A 15,942-nucleotide genomic window follows, 5' to 3' on the forward strand; every position below is an offset into this window, starting at 1 on the left:
CGTCGCCAGTCGATTTGAGATTCGAGATTTTAGATTGACTCCACAGATAAATCTGGGGGGTTTGAACTTTTGTCTAAAATTTTTGGGTCTCCACGACTGCTGTGAGGGCTTCTATCCCTATTTGGGTGCGGTGAGAGGTTCCGAAAAAAGCTTTCCTACAAACAACCTTTGGATTTTACCCAAAAAACTCATCTTTACGCTCAATCTAAAATCTCAAATCTACAATCTACAATTGATTGACGGAGGGAATTAATTCGGTAAGATTAACTATGTATCTTTAAACCTCAGCTTCCGTGCAAGAGCAACCGACATCTGTGCCCCCGCATTTTCACCGATTGCCAAACCAACGGTGGCAAATTTATTCGCCTCAACGACAGCAAGCCGAAGAGTTTGCCGCCGAAATCGGTTTGTCGCCCTTGCTGGCACAGGTACTGATTAACCGGGGCATCGATTCGGTTAAAGAAGTGCAAGGGTTTATCGAACCGGAATCTCTGGTTTTGCCGGCGCCAACCGATGAGTTTCCAGATTTGGCTGCGAGTGTCAAATTGTTGCGGGAGGCGATTTCGGGAGGGCAAAAAATTGCGATTTGCGGCGACTACGATGCTGACGGGATGACGAGCACGGCTTTGTTGCTGCGAGCTCTCAGGGTTCTGGGGGCGAATGTGGATTATGCTATTCCCAGCCGGATGCGAGAAGGTTATGGGATTAACGATCGCATTGTAGAAGAATTTCACTCGGAAGGTGTCGCTCTCATTCTCACGGTTGACAACGGAATTGCAGCCTACGGCCCGGTTGCCAGAGCGCGAGAACTCGGTGTCAAAGTTATTATTACAGACCACCACGATTTGCCGCCAAAACTGCCCCCGGCCGATGCTATTCTCAACCCGAAATTAATTGCAGAATCTTCGCCTTATCGCGGTTTGGCTGGCGTAGGCGTTGCTTATGTTTTGGCGATTACTTTGGCTCAGGATATGAAAAAAGTGGGGGGATTGGTGAATCCGCTGCTGGAGTTATTTACGTTGGGAACTATTGCGGATTTAGCACCTTTGACTGGAGTTAACCGCCGCTGGGTGAAGCGTGGTTTGCGGCTGTTACCTCACTCGACATTGGCGGGTATTCAGGCTTTGATTCACGTGGCGGGAGTGCAGCCGGGAAGCGCCGAAAATCCCTCAATTCTCAACTCAAAAATCAAGGGCGGGCACGGGGGCACCGCCCCTACAACTCAAAATTCGTTGAAGCCTGAAGATATTGGTTTTCGACTTGGGCCCCGGATAAATGCTGTGGGGCGGCTGGCTGACCCTCAAATTGTGATAGAGTTGCTGACTGCAGACGATCGCGAATTGGCTCTTAAAAACGCGATGCAGTGCGAACAAATCAATCAGCGCAGGCAGGAGTTGTGCCAGGAAATTGAGCAGGAAGCCATTGCTTGGTGCGAGGAAAGGGCGATAGACTTGCAGCAAGAACGAGTTTTAGTTGTGGTGCAACCGGGTTGGCACCACGGGGTGATCGGGATTGTAGCTTCTCGGTTGGTGGAACGCTACGGCGTACCTGTATTTATTGGTACTTTTGAGGATGAGGCTGTAGGGGCGGTGCCCCCGTGCCCGCCCGCTAAAATTGTGCGGGGTTCGGCGAGGGGAATTCCTGAGTTTAATGTATTTGACGGGCTGAATTTTTGCGCGGATTTATTAACTAAATTTGGCGGACACAAAGCGGCGGGCGGTTTTTCTATGCCGGCCCAGAATCTCGAACAATTCCGCAATCAACTCTCAATTTTTGCCAATCAATGTTTGCAGCCGGAACACCTAAAACCGCTGGTTTCAGTAGATGTGCGAGCGGATTTGGCTGAGATTAATCTCGACCTTTACCGACAAATTGATGCTCTGGAACCTTGCGGGATTGAAAATAAGGCTCCTGTATTTTGGACGCCTAATGTTTGCATAACTGAACAGAAAATTGTGGGTAAAGGAGGTCACGTTAAACTAACTGCAACTCAAGAAGGAAATGTATCGGCTAGTGTGAAGGCGATTGCTTGGCGTTGGGGCGAATATTTTCCTTTGCCTCGGCGGGTTGATATTGCTTACCGATTGCGGGAAAATAGTTTTAATGGCAAGACATCGGTTGAGTTAGAATTGTTGGGTGTCCGGCTACCGGCAAATGCTGCTACCTCGAAGCCGCCGAGGTTCGGAAAAGTTGAGTTTGATTATTGCGATCGCACTTATTCTTGCAGTCTGTCTCCTGCAGGCTCGATCGAGGAATTGAGAATTCGCAACTCTCAAGGACAAGTTTTGGCTGTTGCACCCGGACAAAACATCGGTTTGTTGGGCAACTCCCGCAAAGATGCTAGAGAAGTCGATGTATCTCTACCTTTTTTTGAGAATTTGATTCAAACTGCTAAACACGCCCTCGGTATTTGATAACTCGGTATTCGATCACAAAGCTCGTGCAGCAGGGAAAATTGGCGATCGAGCGTTGTGAATTTTGCATAATTTAAAACTCAAAACTCCCAAGTCTCGATCGCCCCGGAGCGTGCTATAATTACAGGTCGCCGCCTTTAGCTGCCAAGAGAAAAATCACGATCGGGCCAGAAAGCACGACGGCTGCGAGCAAAGCTACCTGAACAATGAGTTGGTAGTCTACACCACCCAGACCACTGAAAAGATCGGTTATAAAGTCCATTTGTCCTCCTGACTGTAGTGATTAAGTCTAGATTGTTGCATTAGAAAATCCGCTTCTGATTTTACCGGGCGATCGACCATATTTTTTAAGGAACTTTACAAAATTCAACAAAATGTAAACTACGATCGACCTCTCAGTCACAGGAAACCAGGGACTTGACGCCCCTTCCCGAAAAGTCCCCCCAATCTAAAATCTAAAATCTAAAATAGAACCGCCCCTTGGATATCTCCGTCTCCGGCGCTGGCAATTGATATACTTGAAGAGCTCCAGTCTCCTAAAGTTTGGCATTTTCCACATAATGCTCCGAATCTAAAATCTAAAATCTAAAATCTAAAATCTAAAATCTAACTATGGCTACTTGGCGTTGCGTAAAGCAGTGTGGTGCTTGTTGTTACCTCGATCCAACAGAGCGCCCTAACTTAGACGAGTATTTATCTGAAGAGGAATTAGCGCTCTACTTGAGCTTAGTCGGAGACGACGGTTGGTGTATAAATTTTGACAAAGAGACGCGAGAATGCGGAATTTACGCCGATCGACCGCGCTTTTGTCGGGTAGACTCAGAGGTGTTTCAGGATATGTACGGCGTTGAGCCGGCCCAATTGAACGATTTCGCGATCGAGTGCTGCTTGGAACACATTGAAGATCTGTATGGCGATCGATCTTTGGAAATGATCCGCTTTAACTCTGAAGTCGGAATTCTCGCCTTACCTGACGGTGTTGCATAATTGCGAGATGATTTTGATTGTTTTGGGGGATGGGCCCCTGAGCTCGAAGGCGTGTCTTTTCACAGCAGGCGGGACACCCCACAAGCATCCTCCTCAAATTGTGCAACACCTGACAACTAACAATCTCCCGGTTTCTCACCGGGAGAGTGTCAAAATAAACAAATCAAGGAAATATCGCGCAGTTGAGTTGAGCTATGAGTAATCGAGAGGGTTTTACAGGGGGATTTATTGCCGGAGCAGCCGTTGGCGGCTTGGTGGGTGCAGTTTTGGGCGCGGTGCTGTCGCGGCGCGCTGCTGAAGCTTTGCTGAGTGAACCTTCAGACACAAAAACCAGAAAAATCCGCCAGAGGAAAGCCAGCCAACTCGAAGCCGAAGGGATGGAAGTAGCAAGGCTGAGTTTAGAAGATAAAATTGCCCAGCTAAATCAGGCAATAGATGACGTGCGGCTGCAACTCGGCGACGTAAACGGCAACGCACCGGCGCCGGGCAGCGAGGGTTCGATCGCCCCAGACTCCTGAATCCATTTAAAATTTTAGATTAGTCTGGCAGCTCAATGGGGGCTACTAACATCTGGCGCCATTCTCCACAACTGGCTTCCCTAGCCTGTTCCACACAGAGTGAATTTTATTGTGAGGAGTCGGGGTTGGGTATCCTATCATGCCCGCCCGTAAAAAGCCTGATGCTCCCCCTCTCCCACCTCTCCCTCCTCTCTCACTCCCCCAGCTATGCTAAACTCACATTTAAAGTGTCTGTAAACTTTACTCAAACTACAAGCAAAATTTATGAGTTCTTCAATAGGCCTTTTGGCAACCACGCTAGCGACATTTCTGCAAATCTATCTAGTCCTGATGATTTTTCGGGTGCTGTTAAGCTGGTTCCCCAATATCAATTGGTACGACCCCCCGTTTTCGATTTTGAGTCAGTTAACCGATCCTTACCTCAATCTATTCCGCTCGATTATCCCCCCCTTGGGAGGGATTGACTTTTCGCCGCTGATTGCGTTTTTTGTACTGCAGTTCGGCTCGGAATTCTTGATCGGTCTTTTGACTAGCTTGCAAACATCCTTGTAGTTTGAAAAGCTGAAGTTTTTCAGCATCAAGCGTAAATTGTTTGCCAGCCCTCGCTGTCGGCAACTAAATTTTAGATTTGACATTTTGAGATCAACTCCCCGGTTGAAAAGCTGGGGAGTTCATCGTACATTAGAAATGAGAAATTGCGGGCCACTCAACAATCTCCTATCAATTCCGGTGTTACCGGAATGATAGGGAGTTGGGAAATGTGGAATTATTGAGCTTGACTTTATCATTCCCATCCAATCGGAAACGATATCAAATCTCAAATCTCAAACTGCATTGCGGTTTCACGGGCAGCCAACCCAAAATCTCTTTCTCAGCAATCTAAAATGTCCAAGAGTTTCGTTAGCGGCGAACCACGCCAGTAAAACCTGTAGCTTTAAATTGCTTGAGCTTCAAAGGTGTTCTCTGATTTGCTGCAACCGAAATTCTGAGCTGAAAATCGCTAACTCCGGGAGGAACTTCTTCTATAGAACCCAAGCGAGTGCGGTTTTGCATCACCGGATTGTCGTCGGCATCATAAATGCGACCGAAAATATCGGCATTGACAACTGGTTTGCCCGTGCTATTTTCAGCTTTCCCAGTAATCAAAAAGCAGTTAGCTTCCATAGAACTGCCGCTGGTGACTGTTCCTTCTCCCATTTCTGCCGGACATTCGCGATAAGAAAGGTCGGAAAGTTTAATCTGCGTCAGAGCCCAAGCAGGTGGAGTGAATACCAAACTAAAAATTCCGATTAGGCAAGTAGCAAAAAAAAGGCTGATAGCTCGAAATTTCATAAATGGCAAGGCCAGTATATTTTAATTCTCAGCTTAGCGCGAATTCAGCCTCAAATTCCTACTTATAGGAATTCTGAAAACTACAGCTAGTTTTTTAAGAAATGCCATTAGTCTAGACCTAAATGCTGACGTAAGGCTTGGCGCATCACATCGACTGGGACGGATTCTTTGTTCAGCCAAATTTTTAAGGCGGCTGCTCCTTGTTGAACTAGCATTTCGAGTCCGTCAATAGCTCGCGCTCCCCGAAGCTGTGCATCTTTGAGAAACTGGGTAGGATTAGGGGTGTAAATTAAATCGTAGACGATCGCACCTGCTGGAATTCGATCGATCTCACCAGCCGCAACCGGCGACTTTTCCCCCTGCGGGTACATCCCCACAGGCGTCGTGTTCACCAGCAAATCTGCCTGGGAGATTAACCTTGACAAATTATCCCAAGTATGCACCTGCAAATTCTGCACGGGCATCGGAGAATTGACCCAACTCTGCTGAAATTCCCCTAAATTTTGTTCGTTGCGACCGACAACGTGAATCTCTGCACATCCCAATTGAGCGCACCCAGCCACAACAGCCCTCGCCGCCCCGCCATTCCCCAAAATTACCGCTACTTTCTGGCTCCAATCGGAACCCCCCCTAGCCCCAGAAGGGGGGGGACAGGATTCGACAGCCGTATTGCCCCTTTCTAAGGCAGAAATCGCGTCTTTAGCCCCCCCTTGGTAAGGGGGGGTTGGGGGAGTTTGCAGCGGCGCGAGAAAGCCTTCAACGTCAGTATTTGTACCGCACCAACCTCGATCGGTCATGTATACGGTATTGACTGCGCCGATCGATCGGGCGATCGGAGAAACTTCCGACAGCAGCGGTAAGATTGCTTGTTTGTGCGGAATCGTGATGCTAAATCCCCGAACGCCGATCGCCGCAAATCCTGCAAGAGCAGCTTTTAAATCCCCTGGTTTTACCGGAAACGGCAGGTAAACAAAATCGACTCCCAAATGGGAAATAGCAGCATTGTGCATCGCCGGCGACAGAGAATGTTCGACGGGATGACCAATTACTCCCAACAGTTTAGTAGTGCCTTTAATCATTTTTGTTCGTTGACTGTTGACTGTTTCTGATTTGGCGATTTCAATCGCCGAGTGACGGAGATCACTCTCAACCATCAACCATCAACTCTCAACCATCAACCATCCACTGTCAACTCTCAACTCTCAACTGTTTCCCGAAACTCTTTAGCGTCAGCCAAAATCGGATTGACATCAAACCAGTAATCCTCGCCGTAACGGTATTCAAACACCCAGAGACTACGCAGCAAGATTTGGTATTTAGTTTCCCCACTCACAGTTTTGGTAGCGGATACTTGGCGCAGCAATTCCCACTCATCAGGTTCGATCGCCAAAGTAAGCTGGTGGCGGCGCTGGACGATCACATTTTCCAAAGTTTCCCGCGACAGAGGAGGGTCTTGTTTCTGCAGACAGCTATACAGCAGTTGCAGCAAATTGCGGACATGACCGCCGCTGACTCGACACAGGCGATCGAGAGTTTCCGCAGAGTCGAAAACTTTGCCAACCAAAGCATAGCGCTGCGAAGGCTGCACCGTCGGAAAAGCCCGCGCCAGAACCATCTGCAGCAGCAATTCCACACCCTCAGAACACTCAGAACCGTCGCTCAACTGCACCGGCACCATCGGCAAAACCTTCGGATCTACCCCAAATCGATTGGTCAACTGGCCCAAATCGTTAGAGAAAATCAGCACCAAAGGAATTGTATACACGACGTGGCAATTTAGTCTTGCCAATTGTTCGCCGCGATCGACAAACAGGTATTCCGGCTGCAGCCGCCCCGTCGGTTTCGCGCACAGGTGTATGCGATCGAGATTGTCGATAATTACTACAAGCCCTTGTTTCCCTTGGCGTTTGAGTTCTTGGTTAGCCGGTTCTAGCAACTCCTTATTAAGCGCATCTAAAATTACGTTAGTTCGCGGCTCCAAATATTGCCTCAACTCCGATCGCAGATTCGGAGCATCTTTCGCCTTAGCAGTAATTTTGCCAATTCCCAACGCCAGAGAAAATTCTCCCTCCGTGCTGGCATTTATTTCCCCAAAACCAGGGACAGTAGCTTCAGCCCTCAAGTCAATTTGAGTTTGAAAAACATCAGCAACCCCTTTGAGTAAAGCTTTAAAACCCGTCGGTTGCAGCTTAATTTTCCTTTTCTCGATGCTTTCGCTCACCTGACGAGCAACGCTCAACAAAATGTCAGTGATATCTACATCTGCCATGTCTAAGTCTTTACTCGACTCAAAGTAAACAACATGAAATCCTTGTTGCTGCAATTGAGCTTGCAGCCGCAGCAATTCTGTTGATTTACCAGAGCCGATGTGACCGGTGAATAATTGACAGGTAGGTGCATCGGGGGACAGACGGCTGATGGTGCGCTCCAATTGTTCTACAATTGTGCCGCCCCGCACTGATGAGAAATCGATATAGTATTGTCGGTCTTCTTGATTTGCTACTGCCAGGGTGTAGCTGGGATTGCAGGCGCTATAAAATTTCTGTAAATTTAATTCCATACCCTGTTCCATCTTTCACAACATTATGCCCTAATCGCTTATTCGTTTCGCTCTGGTAATAATCAGCACAAGTTAGCAACTTATTCTGATGTTTTATGGGGATTTCAATATCTTGATGGCTCGCTAAATCAGCACTCCCAAATTATACCTAATTTTTTCGTACAGGGAATGAATGCAATTCACTAATACCCCATAAATAAGTAATTTATCCTCGTACAGCGAGCGCGACTTAATTGGCATCACAGACGAAATTTTGCCAGAAATGTTCTCGAATAAAAGTGGCTATTGGAGTACGGTTAACCGAATAACAAATAGGTAGTAATTAGGTATCCAGAAACCAGGTTTTTTTATAATACCTTCGCCATTTTTACAGCACGTAGAGCCCTTGTGAAGCGAAACCAACAACAGATTTGAGATTTGAGATTTGAGATTTTTGCTCCAATCTCAAATCTCAAATCTCAAATCCAAAATCTAAAATTGATGGCGTTGGGTACGAGTGCCTCAAGCCAACCTACTTTCTTAAAGCATTTTGACTTAGACGCGAAGGTGTTGTTTAAAAAACCGGGTTTCTCGGTGTGATATTTTTTGGGGATCTACTTATTTTGGAGCAATTCTACCATTTTGTGACCGACACCTGCTGCCGAAGCGGGATTTTGGCCTGTGACGAGCCTCTCGCTCGCGACAACATGAGCCTGAAAATTAGGAACTTTCGTAAAATTAGCGCCGCGTTCAATTAATTTTGACTCCAGCAAAAACGGCACTATGTCAGTCAATCCCACAGCGGCTTCCTCTTCATTAGTAAAAGCAGCCACAGTCTTATTTGCAACCAGGTACTCACCATCAGACAACTTAAGATTGACTAACGCCGCCGGCCCGTGACAGACAGCACCCACAATGCCACCTGCTTCGTAAATAGCAGCAGCAATCCCAGTCAGTTCCTGGTTATCAGGAAAATCCCACATTGTACCGTGTCCCCCAGCGTAGAAAATAGCGCCATATTCTGCGGGGTCAATTTGTGCAGGATTGAGCGTATTTTCCACTCGCGCAACCTGTTGCAAATCCTCTAAAAAAGCCTTATTTAGCCCGTCTTCTAAATCAACCCCAACCATTGGAGCTTTGCCGCCTTTTGGACTCACAAAATCTACCGTTAATCCGGCTTTAGTAAATGCGTCCAAGGGATGCGTCACCTCTGGGAGATAAAAACCAGTTTCTTTACCAGTGTCGCCGAGAGTATCGTGGCTGGTTAAAACAATCAGAACTTTTTGGCTAGTCATAGTCTATTCCTTTTGCGGGTGTCTTTGTGCTTGTTATTTTCATCCTAGACCGAATTGATCTAGAATACAAATTATGAAAGTTTCGTGTAACTATAAATCTACTTATAGCAAATGCCAATGCTCGACAGTTAATTCGTGTATCCGTGTCAAAATCTCTTAGAGCGCTTTCCTGATGATTAGCTTTGAATGGTATCGCAGTTTTATCGAGGTTTACCGCGTGGGAACTGTATCGGGGCAGCGCAAGTTCTCCACCTCACGCAACCGGCTGTTAGCCAACACGTCGCAGCAAGAGAGTCAGCTTTGGGAAATTCCTTGTTTCAAAGGACTCCGAGACGGATGGTTCCCACAGAAGCGGGAAAAAGACTCTATACTCAAGTTGCAGGTGCGATCGAGAAACTCGAATCAATTCCCCACAAAAACTCAACCGCCGAAACTCCGCAAACCATCAGAATCGGTCGGCCCCAATAATTTTGCACAGAACGAATTCTCAGTCAATTACCGCAGGACGATCGCACTTTTTACACCGTACAATTTGGGTTAACAGCAGAGTTAATCCAACAACTCAAAGCAGGAAAGCTACACATTGTAATTGCTACACAAAAAATTACTTTGTCTGATATCGAATATGAATTACTATTTGAGGAAAATTTCTGGCTAGTCGGGCCGCCAAATATTGCGATTCCGATTGCGGAAGGAATCAGTCAAGCAGATTTAAACCCGCTGTCTCAATGGCTGTTAACTCTACCTTGGATTGCTTGCAGTGAAGAATTGCCGATCGCCCGCCGCTTTTGGCGCGCGGTGTTTGGCAGAAGAATCGACGTTCATCCCAAACTAATTATTCCCGATTTAAGAGCGATCGGACAAGCGGTTGTATTGGGATTTGGCTTGAGCGTGCTTCCCGACTACTTGTGTGCAGATTTGGTAACAGAAAATTGCTTGACACTCGTCCTCAAACCTATGCAGGCTGTTACTAATCGGATTTGGCTGGCTTTTCGGAAATCTGAAAGACCGTTGCCAAAAATCAAACGGATGTTAGAATTTTGCAAATTTCAATAAGTCTATAAAGTTTTAATCCCCTCGCGGGGAAAAGTGAATTGCGACTTTATTTTCACATTTTTGCTCAATCCTCGATTGCCTCAATACCAAGTTGCTTAAGTCGCTCAAGATTCTCCTTCATGGCTTTGAGCTGTTCTGGGGTGTGCCCCTGCCAATCTGTAACCTCACCAGAGACCCGTAGCGGATTCCGAGAACGGTATGACTTTGTTGGGTTTCCAGGGAACTTCTTGTCCGTCAAATTGGGGTCATCTTCAATCGGACCAGTCGGCTCTACTATATAAATTCTGTCTGGTCCTTCGCCCAAGGCAAGTTCAGCTCCCCAAATAGCAGCATCCAAGGTGGCGGTTAGATAGACATAGGATGCCTTCTTCCTCTTACCGTAGTTTGAATTAAAGCCGGGTTCAATCAGGTCTCCCTGCTTCAGATTTGCCTTAGTGCCATGATAGAACCTTTGTGAACTTAGGTCTATTGACTTGTCCTCACTTTTGTTTGTTATCATTGTCGTTATATTTTTGTGAATGTCAGTTTAGGCCTCTTCTTTTTCCTCATAGAAATAGTCGCCTTGCGTTAAATCCATGCGAGAAGGTGAAAACTCGAAGTAGCCATCGAATAGTCGGACTTTGGAGAAGTCGTCTCGGTTGAGTGTTTCCTCACTCACCGGGGCGCATTCGCATAATTTATTATCAAGATGCCAAATCCATGTATATCTTAGTCCGCGCACCATCCGGACTTTGTTTTTGTAGAAGCGATTTCAATCGCCGACTCAAAATTAGGGTAACATCACCAAAAATCCCCCGCTACAGCCTAACTATAGCGAGGGATTTTTGTCAACCTACAAAATCAACTTTCTTGCAGTTTGTTGTTAGCTTCTGTCGATCGCAGCCACAGGCTCAAAACTCGGAACCACAATTTCACCGTTCTGCTTAGTCAACTGGTTGTACAGTCTTTCAGTATTCGGGAAATTAGCAGCCGGTAGAGTTGGGAAGCGGCGGTAAGGAACAGTATCCTCACCAAAAGCCTCAGCATATTCAACGCTGTTCAACATCGCGTTGATAAAGCCCTTAATCCCTTTACTTGCCAAGATTTGGTTGTAACTCCGAATCTCCGCCTGATTGCGAGGAGCGCGGCCCAAGAAGTGCTTTGTACCCAACTCAATCACCTTAGTATTTGGATAAGGTGCATAGAACTGTTTGACGTACAGCGAGGAACAACCTAAACCTTCAATGAACTCCTTCAGATTGATTTCATTGTTGCCAAGTTTGCTTTCTAGCGCCGTGAATTCATTCTTCACAACGTAGGGATTCAAGTCGCGTTCAAAAACTTGACGGTAAGCAGCTTGAATTAAAGTTTTCAAACCTACTTTGTCCGAAGTATTCGTCAGCTTGAAAACCTTAGTTTGTTCGCGCCGCTTGCTGACACCTTGAGCAATCCGAGTTTGCAACTCGATACCGCCCCGATCGCCTGCTGCACCGAGTTCGATAAACCGAGGAGTTTCCGGCGTCTGAGCTTGGAGATTTTGCTCGGCGACAGAACCCGATCGCATCGTCCGCATCGACAAACCACCGGGAGTTACATAGCGCTCGTAGGGCACTGTATCTTCCCCGAAAGCTTCGTTGTACTCCAGACTGTCCATGATGCCATCGACCAGCGCGTAGAAACCCTTCTTGGCGCAAATGTCAAAGTAAGCGTTCATTTCCTGGCGGCCGTAGGTAGGGCGTCCCAGGAGTCGGCGGTGAATGTACTCGATCGCCTTACAAACGTAAAGCTTGCTCCAGTACATATTGCGGAACACGTCAGACTTCGCCAACATCCGAATAAACTCGCGCATCGTGATGTCGCCGTTTTCCAGCTTAATTTCCGCCACCTTTTGGCGCTGGCCGTCGAACACGTCGCGACCGAACACTTGCAGGTAAGCAGCCCGAATCACCGCTTGAGTCGAACTTTCGGTAAATTTGACACTGGAACTGTTGCTGTAGCTGCTAGAGACACCGCGGGCAGTTTTCTTGGAAGCCACATAGCCGCCCGGCAACTGGTCTAGTTTAAAGACCTTGGGGCCGAGGGAGCCTGGAGCCTTACCGCGGGCTTCCGGGTTGCTCAATTGGTTTTCAATACCTGCACCTTGACGGATCAGGATGCGGCGGGTGTCCTTGCCGAAGGGAGCTGGACGGTTCTTGGGGTTGCGAGTTTCTTTCGGGAAAATCGCGCCGAACTGAATTTCTAAGGGGTCATTGCCAACACCGTAAACGTGCTGGTCTGGTAGCGGCTGAGTGTAGCCCGCAAACAAGGTGATGAACTGAGGAACCTTGCGGAACGGAGCGCTGAAATTGAACAAATCAATTTGCGGGCCCCAGTTGCGACATTCCTGAGCTTCTTGACCCAAACCGCGCAGGTAAGGCACGGTTTCTTCGCCGAAGTAGTCGGAATATTCCTGGGAATAAACCATCGCGTCTACGAGGGCTGACAGCCCGCCTTTAGTGACGATCGCAAAATACTTGCTAAATTCCTCCCGCGAGCTCAAACCGCGGCCTAGGAAGTGACGGGCGGCCAATTCTACAGCACGGCTGTTGACAAACGGCTCGTAGAATTGCTGGCGGTACAGAGGAGATTTGCCAAGGCGGCGAATAAACTCTTTCATCGAGATTTCGCCATTTTTGACCTTGGATTCCAGGTCAGAAATGCTTTGGCTGTATGCGCGGCTAATGTCGCGCTCGAATACTTGGCGGTAAGCTGCTTTAACTACTTCTTGCTTTTCCCCCGAAGACAGGCCGGTTTTCATGACGAATTTCGCCCGTCGCTCGGCTGCGTTGAAGTAAATTTGAGGCAGTTGCAAGCCTTGCTGGTCCTTGCTTTCGCGCTGCCGCACCTTGTCTGAAGGTGTGGGAGCTTTGAATTCGGTAATTGCTACGTCGAAATACTGTCCGACGATGGCACTTGCCTCTGCATTGTTTCTGAAATAGCCCAAAGATGCTGCCTTCATTTCCTGCATTGCCACAATTGTGGCCGCCGAAGAGCAAGCATTTTCGATGATTTCCCGCAATCCGCGCACGTTCACCGAAATAATGTTCGGGTCGCCAGCTACGATCGCGTAGGTGATGTAGCGCAAAAACCAGCTCAAGTCGCGCAGAGATTTGGTCATGTTGCCCGGGCCGTAGCGCGAGACATTGATCGGCTGAAATCCTGCTGGGATTGGGCCGCTGTAGCCGCCACCGTTGCCAGAAAACAGATTTCCCAGCCCCAAGAAACCGCCGCCGCCACCGCCGTTGCCGCCGCCTGCGCGACCTTCAACGTAGGTAACAGTTCCCAGTTTCATGCCTTCAGAGACATTCCCCGAGCCGCCGCGAGCCGCGCCTGCTACAGCCATCGCAGGTTCTTGCGGTCTTTCCAAAAATGCCAGCGGGGAACCGCCGGTAAAAATCCGGTTGGCTGCGCGGGATACTATCAGTTCCGAGTTTTGGGTCAGCGTCGCAGAGATATCGATCCGCAGAGTCCCTGAACTGAAATAACTTGCCAGTTCGCTGAGTTCGCCCCGCTGTAGGAAGCGGTCTTGCTGTTCTGCTTGCGAAATTGTTGCGACCGGTACAGTTTGATATAGTTGCGGACGCGCAACCGAGCTTCCACCACTTGCCTTTACAGTCATTAGACTCCTTCGCTCCCTATCTAAATCGTTGTAGCATTTACCCAGACTAACCCTGCCTTCTCATGCAGTTGACGCTCACCGCCCGATCGAACGTGCGGTGATTCTTGGGCTGATTCTGCCATTAGTCCCCTCTGGTCTTACGAAGCATTCTTGAGTCTTACAACTCACTCCTCAAGCTTAAATTTCCGTGCGCCCCACGGTATTTGTTTGCCAGTCTTTCCCGAAGCCGTCCTGGAAGGACGGGGCTTTAAACCCAATTTCTGGGTAAAAGGTCAAACTAGGTATTTTTGCTTTGTTTACTTTTTGCCTTTACCTGTCACGAGGTTCGGGCGCGCTTACTTTCTTAGATTAAAATGTTTTGGTTTCATCTTTCTGCCTGCCGGGAAATGTCCGGTCCGAAGGCAGGCACGGGGTACTCCCTCCGCTGCGCTCCGCCCGTACACCCGTGGAAAAAAAGACTCGGCAGGAGAGTTGCCTTTGGGCGATTGCAGCCAGTGCCTTGAATTAAAGGAAAAGAAAATAAAAAATTTTCTTCTGCCTGTTTCGCGGCCTCTTGCTCTCTTGAAAGACGCCTCCGCTTTACCCGACAGTTCCGCGGTGGGTTATTGACAGTCCTTGTTTGTTAAAAAGCCTGTCGAGATTTATTGTATAGATTTAAGAGAGCTTATATGAGAAAAAATGATAAGTTTTATTACGCACAAGCTGTCAGGGCTTGGCAGTCAGGGGTTAGTCGATCGCCCGATCCCTCTGTTGCAGGCTTGCCCAACTATCGCGAAGCGACTCTTTTGTTGCCAGTAACGCAGCAACAGAAGTGCATGGCCTAGCGCTGTTTGCCCGTAGCTACTGACAACAAATCTCAAAACCCACGCACTATTACCTCACCTATGGATACTACGCCTGATATCAGCGCTGCCGTGCGGCGGCTTTACGATACTTTCCCTTTCCCGCCCGATCCTTTGTCCGACGAACCGCCGCCAGGGTACAACTGGCGCTGGAGTTGGCCTGATGCTTACAATTTTTGCACCGGCCAAAAGCCGCCAAAACTCGATATTCGGATTTTAGATGCTGGCTGCGGGACTGGTTCGAGCACCGATTATCTGATTCACCTCAATCCAGAAGCTTCGGTAACGGCGATCGACCTGAGCGAGGGTGCTTTGAAGGTAGCACAAGAACGCTGTCGCCGATCCTCTTCGAGGGCTTCGCTAACGGGCGCGCGCGAAGCTGATTTTCGCCACCTCAGCCTGTACGATGCCGCCGAGTTAGAGGGCGAGTTCGATTTGATCAACTGCGTCGGCGTGCTGCACCACTTACCCGATCCGATCCGGGGCATTCAAGCGCTGGCGGCGAAGTTGGCGGCGGGCGGTTTAATGCACATTTTTGTGTATGCTGAGCTCGGACGCTGGGAAATTCAACTCATGCAAAAGGCGATCGCCCTACTCCAAGGCAGCCAGAAAGGTGACTATCCCGATGGCGTGAAAGTCGGTCGTCAAATCTTTGCTTCTTTACCAGAAAACAACCGTCTTGTCAAGTACGAAAAACAGCGTTGGGCGGGAGAAAATCAGCGAGACGAATGTTTTGCTGATATGTACGTTCACCCGCAGGAAATTGACTACAATATTGAGACTTTGTTCGAGTTAATTGACGCTTCGGGATTGGAATTTATTGGTTTCTCAAATCCGGGATATTGGCAGTTAGAAAGACTTTTGGGGAAAGCGCCGGAATTGATAGAAAGAGCTCAGGGTTTGACGGAAAGAGAGCTTTATCGATTAATTGAATTGTTGGATACGGAAATCACTCATTACGAGTTTTTCTTGGGCAAAAAGCCTGTTAATAAAATTGATTGGTCGGACGATAAGGCACTTTTGGCGGCAATTCCAGAGTTGAGTGGTTGTATGCACGGTTGGCCGAGTCAACAAGTCTTTGATTGCAACTACCAATTGGTCAATTTGTCAAGTGCGGAATTTGAGTTTTTGCAAGGTTGTGTACCCCCCCCAGCCCCCCCTTATCAAGGGGGGGAGAAAGAGGGAACCTCGCTTGGGCAAGGTAAAGGAGAGAAGACTGTTGGGGAGATTTTGGCGGATGTGGAGATGGGATTGGATGAAGTGCGATCTATCTTGTCTAAACAGCTAATTTTGCTAACACCCGGTAAAATCTAAGGGCGGGC

General features: G+C 48.1%; 16 protein-coding genes. 8 read left to right on the forward strand and 8 right to left on the reverse strand.

The window, feature by feature from the left end; genetic code table 11:
- Positions 1-293: 293 nt before the first annotated feature.
- Positions 294-2,414 carry a single-stranded-DNA-specific exonuclease RecJ gene (locus OSC7112_RS09010; protein WP_015175615.1) on the forward strand — a complete coding sequence of 707 codons (2,121 nt, stop codon included), beginning with the start codon at positions 294-296 and terminating at the stop codon, positions 2,412-2,414.
- Between the two features lie 121 nt (positions 2,415-2,535).
- Here OSC7112_RS09010 and psb30 read toward each other — a convergent pair whose 3' ends face one another.
- Entirely contained in the window at positions 2,536-2,676 is a 141-nt protein-coding gene (gene psb30 / locus OSC7112_RS09015; protein WP_015175616.1) for a photosystem II reaction center protein Ycf12/Psb30, read from the reverse strand.
- A 350-nt stretch (positions 2,677-3,026) separates the two neighbouring features.
- On the opposite strand from psb30, the gene OSC7112_RS09020 reads away from it, so the two are divergent.
- The 3 genes from OSC7112_RS09020 (at position 3,027) to OSC7112_RS09035 (ending at position 4,471) form a co-directional block, all read left to right on the forward strand.
- Complete coding sequence (locus OSC7112_RS09020) at positions 3,027-3,401, forward strand: YkgJ family cysteine cluster protein (RefSeq protein ID WP_015175617.1); 375 nt, start codon at positions 3,027-3,029, stop codon at positions 3,399-3,401.
- 194 nt (positions 3,402-3,595) lie between these two features.
- Positions 3,596-3,919 (forward strand): ssl2009 family thylakoid membrane protein, encoded by a 324-nt coding sequence (locus OSC7112_RS09030; RefSeq protein WP_015175618.1) that lies wholly within the window; start codon positions 3,596-3,598, stop codon positions 3,917-3,919.
- 264 nt (positions 3,920-4,183) lie between these two features.
- The gene (locus OSC7112_RS09035) at positions 4,184-4,471 is read left to right on the forward strand and encodes a YggT family protein (protein ID WP_006631083.1); all 288 of its coding nucleotides are present in this window, start codon (positions 4,184-4,186) and stop codon (positions 4,469-4,471) included.
- Positions 4,472-4,819: 348 nt separating this feature from the next.
- On the opposite strand, the gene OSC7112_RS09040 is transcribed toward OSC7112_RS09035, so the two are convergent.
- The 4 genes from OSC7112_RS09040 to OSC7112_RS09055 all read right to left on the reverse strand — a co-directional run bounded on the left by OSC7112_RS09040 (position 4,820) and on the right by OSC7112_RS09055 (position 9,085).
- A complete protein-coding gene (locus OSC7112_RS09040; RefSeq protein ID WP_015175619.1) occupies positions 4,820-5,251 on the reverse strand; it encodes a hypothetical protein in 432 nt (143 codons plus the stop codon).
- Positions 5,252-5,358: 107 nt separating this feature from the next.
- Entirely contained in the window at positions 5,359-6,330 is a 972-nt protein-coding gene (locus OSC7112_RS09045) for a shikimate dehydrogenase (RefSeq protein ID WP_041623012.1), read from the reverse strand.
- 116 nt (positions 6,331-6,446) lie between these two features.
- Positions 6,447-7,811 carry a P-loop NTPase fold protein gene (locus tag OSC7112_RS09050; RefSeq protein WP_015175621.1) on the reverse strand — a complete coding sequence of 455 codons (1,365 nt, stop codon included), beginning with the start codon at positions 7,809-7,811 and terminating at the stop codon, positions 6,447-6,449.
- A gap of 593 nt (positions 7,812-8,404) precedes the next feature.
- Positions 8,405-9,085, reverse strand: a complete 681-nt coding sequence (locus OSC7112_RS09055) for a type 1 glutamine amidotransferase domain-containing protein (RefSeq protein WP_015175622.1) — start codon at positions 9,083-9,085, stop codon at positions 8,405-8,407.
- Positions 9,086-9,257: 172 nt separating this feature from the next.
- On the opposite strand from OSC7112_RS09055, the gene OSC7112_RS40860 reads away from it, so the two are divergent.
- Both OSC7112_RS40860 and OSC7112_RS40865 read left to right on the forward strand, forming a co-directional pair.
- A complete protein-coding gene (locus OSC7112_RS40860; RefSeq protein ID WP_263053596.1) occupies positions 9,258-9,626 on the forward strand; it encodes a hypothetical protein in 369 nt (122 codons plus the stop codon).
- 41 nt (positions 9,627-9,667) lie between these two features.
- Positions 9,668-10,141: a substrate-binding domain-containing protein gene (locus tag OSC7112_RS40865; protein WP_263053619.1), complete on the forward strand. Its 474-nt coding sequence runs from the start codon at positions 9,668-9,670 to the stop codon at positions 10,139-10,141.
- A 64-nt stretch (positions 10,142-10,205) separates the two neighbouring features.
- Here OSC7112_RS40865 and arr read toward each other — a convergent pair whose 3' ends face one another.
- From arr to OSC7112_RS09075, 3 genes are all read right to left on the reverse strand, one after another.
- Entirely contained in the window at positions 10,206-10,640 is a 435-nt protein-coding gene (arr, locus tag OSC7112_RS09065; protein ID WP_015175623.1) for an NAD(+)--rifampin ADP-ribosyltransferase, read from the reverse strand.
- Between the two features lie 27 nt (positions 10,641-10,667).
- On the reverse strand, positions 10,668-10,799 hold the full coding sequence (locus OSC7112_RS41705) for a hypothetical protein (RefSeq protein WP_263053597.1): 132 nt from the start codon (positions 10,797-10,799) through the stop codon (positions 10,668-10,670).
- Between the two features lie 204 nt (positions 10,800-11,003).
- Complete coding sequence (locus OSC7112_RS09075) at positions 11,004-13,778, reverse strand: phycobilisome rod-core linker polypeptide (protein ID WP_015175625.1); 2,775 nt, start codon at positions 13,776-13,778, stop codon at positions 11,004-11,006.
- A gap of 668 nt (positions 13,779-14,446) precedes the next feature.
- Here OSC7112_RS09075 and OSC7112_RS39545 point away from each other — a divergent pair.
- Positions 14,447-14,602 (forward strand): hypothetical protein, encoded by a 156-nt coding sequence (locus tag OSC7112_RS39545; RefSeq protein ID WP_015175627.1) that lies wholly within the window; start codon positions 14,447-14,449, stop codon positions 14,600-14,602.
- A gap of 60 nt (positions 14,603-14,662) precedes the next feature.
- Positions 14,663-15,934: a class I SAM-dependent methyltransferase gene (locus tag OSC7112_RS09085; protein ID WP_015175628.1), complete on the forward strand. Its 1,272-nt coding sequence runs from the start codon at positions 14,663-14,665 to the stop codon at positions 15,932-15,934.
- Positions 15,935-15,942: the final 8 nt, after the last annotated feature.

The organism is Oscillatoria nigro-viridis PCC 7112, assembly GCF_000317475.1.
In the GTDB taxonomy this organism is placed as follows: Bacteria; Cyanobacteriota; Cyanobacteriia; order Cyanobacteriales; family Microcoleaceae; genus Microcoleus; species Microcoleus nigroviridis.